Below are 10,125 nucleotides of genomic sequence, written 5' to 3'. Positions count from 1 at the left end.
AGTGCGAGGCGTGCGCGAGCAGCAGGTCGCGCGGGCTCTCCAGCACCGGCTGGACCCACCAGCCCAGCCAGTACCAGGAGTTGAGCGTGCGCCGGTGACGGCTGCGCTGCTCGCCGAAACGGTCGCGGTGGCGGTACATGTGCAACAGCGCGGTCGTCGTGTCGATGCGCAGGGCGTGGAGGCCGAGCCATCCGTCGGCCATGCCGGGATCGAGGCCTACCGCGGCTCTGAACTCCTCTTCGGCCTGCGGGTAGGCGCCCATCGTGTAGGCGTCCACGCCCCGCAGCCAGGCGAGGTCGGCCGGGGCCTGCGCGCCGTGCATGCCGATGTCCATCAGGTCCCCCACAAACCGTGCCCCCAGAATGTCCCAGCCCGCACAGCATGCCCACCGTGGCGCTTCGAATCACCGTGCGCGGAAAGGGAATTGCCCACACCCGGGTGCATCGTACCCGCGGGGTCGCCGGGCGGGTGAGGGCATGGCGGGGGCCCGGGAAGGGTGACGCACGGTGAAGGGGGAGTGGCGCCTGGTCGCTTCCGGGTGGCCGGGACGCGAGGTGTGAGGGCAGAACGAAGCCCCCGATCACGGGGGAACAACCGGGGGCTTCGCGTCCGCGGGGCTCCGAAAAGCCGCACATTCAGAACGTAAGACCTGTACACCCCCTCGGTCAAGCCGAGTTGAGGGAGTGGGGCGGTTATTCGCGCAGAGATTTCCGGCCATCCGGAATGGGGGTTCTCATTCCTCACTCTGTGTGATGATCCGACTCTTCCCCGCCGCCGCACGAGGTCCTTCCAGCCACACATAGCCCTCGGGAACCTGGCGGATCACCGCGTCCGCGTACGGGTACGACGGGTCCCGGGCGAAGTGGCGCCGCTCGGCGACGGTCCAGCCGTCCCAGAAGCCCGTGAGCCCGGGACCGTCGCGGAGCCTGCCCCGCTCCCAGGACCTCGTACGGTCCAGCTCGATCCAGAGCAGCGCCGCGAGGTACGGCCGCACCGCCGCCCGGCCGGCCCCCACCCCCTCGATGAGCACCACGGGGGCGGGAGACAGCGTCCGCGGGGCGCCGAAGCGCCGGGCGGTCCAGTCGTACGGCGCGTACCGCGCCGGCTCCCCCCGCGACAGGGGGGTCAGCACCTGGTCCCGCAGCCGGTCCGTCCAGGCGAAGAGCTCCTCGTGCGTGGCCAGGTCGTCCAGATGCAGCACGGGCGCGCCGCCGAGCGCCGCGGCCAGGCGGCCGGCGAACGTGGTCTTGCCCGAGCCCGCGTGGCCGTCGACCGCCACCAGCCGTACCGGCCCCGAGGGCGGCGGCAGACGGCGCAGCCGCCGGGCGTGGGCCACCAGATCGTCCATGGCCCCAGCCTACGAGCACGACGCACCCGGCCGAGCCCGCGCGTCCGGCGCATCCGCAGGTCATGACAGTGGAGCAGACCAATATTGCTTCGGCGGCACGAGCCGAATCACTGGTCCGATCCCGCCCCGACCCGCGATAGTTGGCGCACCGATCGGCATCGCAGCGCCATATCCGCCCATGACCGCCACCGCCCGTACCCCTTCGGCACCGATGGCCGGCCCGCTCGTGGACAACCGCTTCTGGAGTACGTACACCGACTGGCGCCGCGGCTCCGCGGCCGGGACCCGGGTGGCCCCCGGCCGCCGGCCCGGCCTGGTGATCGCCGCGCCCACGGGAACCACCGACCACACCGACCCGCACACGGGCGTCACCGCCTCCTGGGAGTACGCGACCTGGACCTCGCCCCTCCACCGCTGCGCCGTTCCCGCGACCGAGATCATCGCCTCCTGGAACGCGCTGACCCCGGCGGGGACCTGGGTCCAGATCGAACTGCGCGGCCGCTACTCCGACGGCACCGACACCCCCTGGTACGTGATGGGCCGCTGGGCCTCGGGGGACGAGGACATCCGCAGGACCTCCGTCGACGACCAGGGCGACGGGAGGAGCACCGTCTGGACGGACACCCTCGCGGTGGACGAACCGGCGGACGGAGTGCGGATCACCGCCTACCGGCTGAGGATCACCCTCCACCGCGCCCCCGGCAGCCGCCGCACCCCGGTCGTCCACCGGGCAGGCGCGACGGCCTCCGACATCCCGGACCGCTTCACCGTCCCGGCGGCACCCTCCGCGGTCGCCCGGGAGCTGGCGGTGCCCCGCTACTCCCAGAACACCCACGTGGGGCAGTACCCCGAGTACGACAACGGCGGGGAGGCGTGGTGCAGCCCGACGTCCTCGCAGATGGTCATCGAGTACTGGGGGCGCAGGCCCACCGCCGCCGACCTCGCCTGGGTCGAGCCCGGCATCGCCGACCCCCAGGTCTGCCACGCGGCCCGGTACACCTACGACCACCAGTACGAGGGCTGCGGCAACTGGCCCTTCAACGCCGCCTACGCCGCGACCTACCGGGACATGAACGCGGTGGTCACCCGCCTCGGGTCACTGACCGACGTGGAACGCCTGGTCGGCGCGGGCATCCCGGTCATCACCTCCCAGTCGTTCCTGGAGGAGGAGCTGACGGGGGCGGGTTACGGCACCTCGGGCCACCTGATGACCGTCATCGGCTTCACCGCCGAGGGCGACGTGATCGCCAACGACCCCGCGTCCCCGGACAACGACGCGGTGCGCCGGGTCTACCGCAGGCGGGAGTGGGAGAACATCTGGCTGCGCACCAAGCGGTACGACGCGAACGGCCAGGTCAGGAGTGGTACGGGCGGTGTTTGCTACGTCTACTGGCCGACACACCCGACACCGGGCCGGCAGCGCGTGCTGCGGTCGCTGGGGCTGGTGTGACCGTGCCCGTGTGAGGCCGGTGGCCGCCCCGTCCCGAGCGGGTCGGCCACCGCGCCGGTCCCCGGGACTGACCCGGTCCCGCCGGCCTTCCACGGCCGAGCCGCCGACCAGGACGAACACCGACCCCGGCCCGGAGGACTAGGACGAGCGGCACGGCGGCTCGTACGGCTTGTCGGGAAGGAAGTGCTCCCACTGCTTGCGGGTGATGGGGTCGCCCACCCCGGCGCAGAGGTCACCGATGACGCGCTCCGGATCGGTGTCCCACAGGTCGACACCCGCAAAGGCCCGGACGACCGCGAGGAACCGGGCGTCCGGATCGAATTGGAGTGCGTAGAGCTGCCCTCCCGAGTCGCCGGGCAGGTAGGAGTGGAGCGCGGGCGCCTTCGGGTCGCCCACACTCCAGATCTCCGGGCGCGTGTCCGCCCCGACCTCCTTCTGCGCGAACAGTGCGAGCAGGGCTCCGTCGGGGCTGAAGGCGACCGGGCTGCCGTAGATGCTCAGGTTGCTGCGGGACAGCTCCTCGGCGAGCCGGTGCTCCTCCACCCGCCACAGGCTCAGGGTTCCGTCGCTGTCGTAGACGGCCAGCACCTTTCCGTCCGGCCGGAACGCCACGTGCACCGAGGACATTCCGGCGGGCAGGTTCCGCCCCCACCGCTTCTCGGGATGCGCCGGGTCCGAGAGGTCCCAGCTCTGCAGCTGGTTCTTCGCCTGGGGCCGAGGGTCGTCCGGGTCGTTGAACGGGGAGTCGTTGAGGAGAAGGGTCTCCCCGTCCGGGGAGAATTCGAGCCCCGTCGACGTGGCCTCGATACGAGAGATCTGCCGCGGGTGTCCGGGATCGGCGATGTCGTAGATCCGTACGGCCGGCTGTTTGCTGTTGCCGTCTCTCCAGCCGTTCATGTCGGACACGGCCAGGAGGGGTTCGGTGGGGCTGAAGGCGATGGCCTGGACGCCGTTGTCCAGGTCGTCGATGGTGGACAGCAGCGGGGCGCCCCGGCCGCCCGAGGTGCTACGCAGCCGCACACCGACGAACTGCTCCTTCTTCCCCTTCTCGTCGTCCTCCGTACCGTCGTACAGCTCCACGTCGGCGAGCAGGCGCCCGTCCGGGCTGAGGGCGATGTCCGCGCCGGTGAACATGTCGGGGGAGCGCGTCAGGGACTGGAGGGCGAACGAGTCCGGCATGTCCGTCACGTCGAGCAGGTAGTTCACCCCCACTCCCTGGAGGGCGAGCAGTCGCTTGTCGCCCGACAGGCGGTAGTCGAACTGGCCGCCGGTGCCGGGTTCCGCCGGGAGGAACGAGTCGGCACCGAGCTGAGCCGAGTTGTTGAGGTACCAGACACGTACGCCGCGGTCGGTGGCCTGCAGCAGCTTGCGCGGTTCCGCCGGGTCGAACAGCACCATGCCGGGCTCGCTCACGCCCTCCCCGAGGCGGCCTCCGGCGGAGGTGCCGGAGAGGATCGCGTCAGGGATGATGGTCTTCGCGTAGATGTGGACGTGCCAGGTGCCCTCGCAGGCGGCCACGACGTACTCCCGAACGGGGCTGAACGCCACGGAGTCGATGCCCGAGTAACACTGCATGGCGGCGGTGGAGTCGGTCGCGCCGTCCTTCGGCTGACCGATTCGCTTGGGTTCGGCGGGAGTGTCCAGCTTCCACAGTGCCAGCCCGTCCTTGTTCTTCCCGGCGACCGGTGCGGCGAGCCGCAGCCCCCGGGGGTCGAACGCCACCCGGTGCAACGGTCTGGGATTGGCCGCGGTGTCGCGTTCGTACTTCGTCCCCTCGAGCACCGCGACCCGCTCGGGCCGCCCCGATCCCGCCGCCTTCCACAACCGGATCGTGCCGTCCACGCTCATGCTGGCGAGCAGATCGCGCTCGGCGGACACGGCCAGGGAGTCGATCCGCGTGGAGTGCGCCTCGGGGGCGGGCAGCGGCTTGGGCGCGGCCCGGTCGTGGAGGTCCCAGACGCGCAGCTCGCCGGTGTACAGACCGCCGTAGAGGATCGCGCCGTCCGTGCTGAGGGCGAGCGAGTGGACGGCGTGGTCCAGCCGCGGAGCCGCGGTCTGCCTCGGGCGGTGGGGATCGGAGATGTCCCACAGGCGCACCCGGCCCGTCTTCGGCCGGCTTTCGTCGTAGGTGACTGCGGCGAGGGTACGGCCGTCGCGACTGACCGTGACGGGGCCGACGACCCCCGCCCGGATCCGCGACGAACCGCCCTTGAAACGCAGCTCGATCGCCTCGCGCACCGAGATCGCGAGGACGCGTCCGTCGGCACTGTAGGCGAGGTCGTGGGCGGTCTCGTCAGCGTTGAGCACGCCCGGGGTGCGTCGGCTGTTGAGCAGGGCGCCACGGCCGGCGTCCTTGTTCGTCCGGTAGGCGAGGAGGCTGAGCTGCTTGGCCAGGCCGGGTTGTTGGTCACGGAGGTCCTCGGCCTCGGCGGCGAGATAGCGTCCCAGGTCGCGTCGGCCCGCCCGCTCCGCCTCCCGCTGGAAGGTGACGGAACCGATCAGCCCGGTCGTCGCGAGGAGGAACAGTGCCATGAGGAACGCCACCGCGATCCGGGACCGCCGGATCCCCCGGCGCTCCTGCCGCCGGGAGGCGTCCATGAACTCCCCGAGCACGGAACCGGGTTCGACCGCGCTGGCCGGGGACGACTCGGCGCGTTCGGCCACGGCCGCCAGCCGTTTCCCGCGGTACAGCAGCGAGGAGTCCCGGCCGGCCCGTTCCCAGGCCCTGGCGTCGGCGGTGAGCTGCTGGCGGACGCGCAACCAGTCGCGGTCCGCTTCGATCCACTCCGCCAGCCGGGGCCAGGTGCGCAGCAACGCCTCATGACTGATGCGGGCGGAGTCCTGGTCGAGCGTGAGCAGGCGGGCCCGGGTGAACCGGTCGAGGGCCTGCTGGGCGGCCGATGTGTCGGGCAGGCCGTGCAGGAGCGCGGAGCGGTCCAGGGGCTGGGCCGTGTCGGCGGAGTCCTCCCCTACGTGCACCAGCCGGGGAAGCATGAGCCGCACGGCTTCCCGGGCCTTCCCGTCGAGCCCGTCGTACGTGTCGTCGGCGGTGGTCTTGATCGCCTCCGCGATGCCACCGGCGGCACGGTACTGGGCGACGGTGAGCCTCGATCCGGCACGTCGCAGCCACACCGCCCACAGGACGTGGGACAGCAACGGCAGCGCCCCTGCGGCAGGTTGACGATCGGCCGTCGCGCCGAACTCGTGCAGGATCACGTCCGCGAGCCCGTCGTCGAGCACGAGGCCCGCGGCGGCGGCCGACGGCGGCGTGCAGTTCGTCGGGGGTCATCGGCTCGACCAGCAACTGGCTGTCCCGCAACGCGGCGAGCAGTTCGGGGTGCGCGGCTGCCTGACCGTAGAAGTCCGCCCGGAGTGCGAGCACCACCAGCGTCCGCGGCCGGCCTGGGCCCGAGGACCGGGCGAGGGCGGTGAGCGCGCGCGTGAACGCGCTGCGCTCAGAGGGGTCCTGGCACAGGGTGAACAGTTCCTCCAGCTGGTCGACGAGGACGATCAGCCCATGCTCCGGCCGGTCGCCCAGAAGCCGTTCGGCCGGCTCGGCCGCGCGGTCCGGGGTGTCCCGCAGCAGATCGACGGTCTCGGGAGCGGCGTCGAACCGTCCCGCCAGTCGGCGGAGGGGGTTCCTGCCCGGGGTGAGGCGCAGGGGGAGCCACGAGGTGGTGCCGAGCAGACCCCGCTCGTGCAGCCCGGCCGTGAGACCGGCGTTGAGCAGGGAGGTCTTTCCCGAACCGGACGGGCCCACCAGGACCAGAGGTCCTGTCCCTGCCACCTCCGTGAGCGCGGCGAACACCCGCTCCGTCATGCCGTCGCGCCCGAAGAAGACGTCGGAGTCCTCCACCCCGAAGGCGTCCAGCCCCAGATACGGGCAGCGGCCGGGCGCCGGTTCCGCTTCCTCCGGAGGTGCCGTCTGCGCGGGCACCGCCGGGTTCGGCGCGATGACGAGGTGCCCCGAACGGTCCCCGGCCTGCCGCCGGGGCAGCGGACCCTGGCGGTCACTCATCGCACGGAAGACTCCGTCGAACACGGCGTCCAGGGTCAACGGCTGTGCCCCGCGCGGGTCGCCGTGGACCAGCAGATCGATGAACGCACCGGTGAACGCCGTGTGCGCGGCGTCAGGAGGTGCGAGGGCCAGCTGTTCCGCGGACCCCATGAGGTACATGCCGTGCGCCGGTGTCATGGTGAGCGCGGGCAGGGACGGGCCGCCGCCCAGGGTGGCCCTCCCGGAGAAGCAGCAGTCGAGCACGACGACGACGGACGACGCCCGGCTCGCCTCCAGCGCCTGCCTCAGCGAGGAGAAGGACAGCGCCTGGTGCTCGGCCATCCCGGGGGTGAGACGGTCGGTGCCGGTCGCCGCCAGGTACAGCTCGCCGTCCGGACCGAGCAGACCGTGCCCGATGAAGTAGACGAGCAGTACGGTCTCCGCCCGCTGCGCCTCCTCGGTGACGGCCCGCGCCATGGTCTGTGCGTCGGCCGGGTCGAGCAGCGTGCGCAGGCGGTCGGGCCGTACCCCGCAGCGCTCGGTCAGGGCCGTGCGCAGATCCCGGCACGAGGCGGCGACCGCGGGCACCGGGGGCAGCAGGGGGCCCTCGTGCGTCGCGGTCGCGATCAGTAAGACGCGTACGCCCGCGCCGGACAGGTCCGTCACGGTAGCTCGCGGGCTCCGGGCCCGTCCGCTTCCCCCTGCTGCCGGTTCAACAGGTCGGCGAGGTCCTTCACCTGCTGCTGCACGGTACCCGCGTCGAGACCGGAGACCCGCTCAGCGGTCAGCTCCAGGGAGCTGCGGTCGGGAAGCGTCACCTTGATGTGCACGTCGCCGCGACGGGTGCGCAGCCAGGCGACCAGACCGGTGGCGAACGCCGTCACCGCGCCGGCCGGGCCGAGGGCGACCGCCAGCGTCTCCAGTACCGGCCCCAGCGTCCCGGGCTGCGGTGGTCGCTCCACGGCGCCGACCCGCCCCCGCAGCTCCGGGGCGTCCGTCAGCCACTCACGCAGGCTGCGTAGCTGATCCCCCGCGTCGGGGCCTTTCGCGATGACCGCAGCGTCCATGACTCCCCGTCCTCACCGCATGCGATGCGCGGCTCTCCCTTGCGTAAGTGAGGTTAGCGGCGTCGGGCACCGTGAAAAAGGCCGCACCGAGCGGGAGTTCGGCCCGGAGGCGGAGCGGCACTACGGCTGGACGCCCGCCCGGCATGTGGGCGGGGGCCGGGGCGGGTTCCCCCGGCCCCAGGCCGGCCGGCCCCGGCACTACGCCGCCGCGGACTCCGGCCGCAGCACGACCTTCGTCCAGCCCGGTTCACGGGCGTCGAACTTCTCGTACGCCGCGGGGGCCCGGTCGAGCGGGAGTTGGTGCGAGACGAGGAACGACGGCTCCGCCACTCCGCCCGCGATCAGGTCGCGCAGCGCCCGGTTGTACCGCTTGACCGGGGCCTGGCCGGTTCCCATGGACTGTCCCTTGAACCACATGAGCCCGTAGTCGAACGGAATCCTGCCCTTCGCCTCCAGGGCGTTCTGCGCCTTCTTCCCGCCCGGGTCCTGGGGCAGGAACACCCCGACCACGCCGATCCGCCCGGTGAACCGCACGGCGTCCACCAGCTGGTTCAACGTCAGGGCCGCGTCCTCCTCGCCCTGCGGGTCATGCGCCTGGTAGCCCACGCACTCGCAGCCGTTGTCCGCACCCAGTCCCAGCGTCGCCTCCTTGACCACCTCGGCGGGGTCCTGCTCCCTCGTGTCGATGGGGATCGCCCCCACGTGCTCGGCCAGTTCCAGCCGGTCCGTCTGGTGGTCGGCCACCCATACGCGGCCCGCCCCCTTCAGCACGGCGGAGTACGCGGCCATCAGACCGACGGGGCCCGCCCCGAGGACCAGCGTCTGGTCGCCCGGCTTCACCCCGGCCATCTCGGTGGCGTGGTAACCCGTCGGGAAGACGTCCGCGAGCATCACGTAGTCGTTCTGCCGTGCCGCCGCGTCCTCGCCGAGCCGCAGCGCGTTGAAGTCGCCGTGCGGTACCCGCAGGTACTCGGCCTGGCCGCCGGCGTACGGCCCCATCTCGGCGAACCCGAAGGCGGCACCCGCCAGGGCCGGCTCCGGCTGCATGGTGAGGCAGTAGTTCGTCAGTCCCCGCTCGCACTGCTTGCAGAAGCCGCAGGCGATGTTGAACGGCAGGACGACGTGGTCGCCCACCTCGACCTTGCTCACCGCGGGGCCGGTCTCCACCACCTCGCCCATGGCCTCGTGTCCGAGGATCCGGCCGGGCTCGAACGACGTACGCCCCTCGTACATATGCAGGTCGGAGCCGCAGATGTTCGTGGCGGTGACCCGGACGACGATGTCGCCGGGGTGTTCGATCCTGGCGTCGGGGACCTCGCTGACGCTGACGTCACGCGGGCCGTTGTACACCACTGCCTTCATGTCGAGCCGCACTCTCCGACCACCGGCCGCGTCCCGGGCCGCCGTCCCGGCGGCAGGGCCGCCGGTGGTCCGCTTGGGTTGTCCCGGTCGTGCCCGGCGTGCCGCGTCCGGGGGCGCGCACCGCGTCGGGCCCACCCGTCCAGCGTGGCACCGGCCCGGCGGCGGGGCGAACGCTCGGGGTGCCGCCGCCACGGAGCGCCGGCCCGTGTGGTGTCGCCCACAGCCGGACCGCCCGCCCGGCCGCGTCGGGCAGCGGGCGCGGTGCGGCGGCTGGGCGCGCGGGCAGTGGGGCCCGGGGCGGCTCACGGCGCTGTGACGCGCATCTCTACCCCGCCGCCCCCCTTCGCTGGCACTGTGGTCGGGTCACGGGGGACGACCACGACCGCACGACCGAGCGAGATGCCATGACCGCGATGAACGCCGCCGAGAACCTCCGCCGCGCCCGTACCGGCGGCCCCGAGGACGGACCGAAGGTGCTCGAGCACGTCCTGGGCTGGACCCTCGTCGTGCTCCTCGCCGTGTTCGTCACCCAGGCCGGGCTCATGTGACCTGCGGGCGCACCGCCGTGTGACCGGCCCGAGGCCCGCCCGGTGCCCGCACACGGAAGGGCGGGGCGCCCGCCCGGCACCCCGCCCCTGCCCACCCTGTCGTGCGTGTACCCGGTCGGCGTCAGTTGATGGCCTTGATCAGCTCACCGTCCGGCGTGTCACCGCTGAGCTCCCAGAAGAAGGTGCCGCCCAGCCCCTGCCGGTCCTTGTACTCCATCTTGGTGGCGATGGTGGCCGGGGTGTCGTAGCTCCACCAGTCCGAGCCGCAGTGGGCGTACGCCGTCCCGGCCACGGTGCCCGTCACGGGGCAGCTGTCCTTGAGGACCTTGTAGTCCTCGATGCCCGCCTCGTAC

The 10,125-nt window shown here is 72.4% G+C and carries 7 protein-coding genes and 2 pseudogenes; 2 read left to right on the top strand and 7 right to left on the bottom strand.

From position 1 onward, the window contains the following. Together IH13_RS0115120 and IH13_RS0115115 are read right to left on the bottom strand one after the other, a co-directional pair. A pseudogene (locus tag IH13_RS0115120) lies at nucleotides 1-334 on the bottom strand (CbxX/CfqX); the annotation flags it as partial. Nucleotides 335-733: 399 nt separating this feature from the next. Next, nucleotides 734-1,348, bottom strand: coding sequence for a uridine kinase family protein (locus tag IH13_RS0115115; protein WP_031084689.1), 615 nt, complete (start codon nucleotides 1,346-1,348; stop codon nucleotides 734-736). A gap of 157 nt (nucleotides 1,349-1,505) precedes the next feature. Between IH13_RS0115115 and IH13_RS0115110 the strand changes: the two genes are divergently transcribed. Beyond that, a complete protein-coding gene (locus tag IH13_RS0115110; protein WP_420713367.1) occupies nucleotides 1,506-2,798 on the top strand; it encodes a peptidase C39 family protein in 1,293 nt (430 codons plus the stop codon). A 138-nt stretch (nucleotides 2,799-2,936) separates the two neighbouring features. Here IH13_RS0115110 and IH13_RS37545 read toward each other — a convergent pair whose 3' ends face one another. The 4 genes and pseudogenes from IH13_RS37545 to IH13_RS0115095 form a co-directional block, all read right to left on the bottom strand. After that, nucleotides 2,937-5,330, bottom strand: a complete 2,394-nt coding sequence (locus IH13_RS37545) for a WD40 repeat domain-containing protein (protein WP_324605185.1) — start codon at nucleotides 5,328-5,330, stop codon at nucleotides 2,937-2,939. A 225-nt stretch (nucleotides 5,331-5,555) separates the two neighbouring features. Then, nucleotides 5,556-7,383 (bottom strand): annotated as a pseudogene (locus IH13_RS45765) (caspase, EACC1-associated type); the annotation flags it as partial. Between the two features lie 74 nt (nucleotides 7,384-7,457). Beyond that, nucleotides 7,458-7,862, bottom strand: coding sequence for an effector-associated constant component EACC1 (locus IH13_RS0115100; protein WP_031084685.1), 405 nt, complete (start codon nucleotides 7,860-7,862; stop codon nucleotides 7,458-7,460). Nucleotides 7,863-8,060: 198 nt separating this feature from the next. After that, nucleotides 8,061-9,224, bottom strand: coding sequence for a glutathione-independent formaldehyde dehydrogenase (locus IH13_RS0115095; RefSeq protein ID WP_031084683.1), 1,164 nt, complete (start codon nucleotides 9,222-9,224; stop codon nucleotides 8,061-8,063). Between the two features lie 404 nt (nucleotides 9,225-9,628). Between IH13_RS0115095 and IH13_RS42330 the strand changes: the two genes are divergently transcribed. Continuing rightward, nucleotides 9,629-9,772, top strand: a complete 144-nt coding sequence (locus IH13_RS42330; RefSeq protein WP_110085011.1) for an SCO1431 family membrane protein — start codon at nucleotides 9,629-9,631, stop codon at nucleotides 9,770-9,772. A gap of 121 nt (nucleotides 9,773-9,893) precedes the next feature. On the opposite strand, the gene IH13_RS0115085 is transcribed toward IH13_RS42330, so the two are convergent. Next, nucleotides 9,894-10,125 (bottom strand): glycosyl hydrolase family 18 protein (locus IH13_RS0115085; RefSeq protein WP_031084682.1); only part of this gene is annotated, 232 nt, incomplete at its 5' end.

The sequence above is a fragment of the Streptomyces sp. NRRL WC-3549 genome, assembly GCF_000721935.1.
In the GTDB taxonomy this organism is placed as follows: Bacteria; Actinomycetota; Actinomycetes; order Streptomycetales; family Streptomycetaceae; genus Streptomyces.
This window is presented reverse-complemented; position numbering and strand designations above follow the sequence as displayed.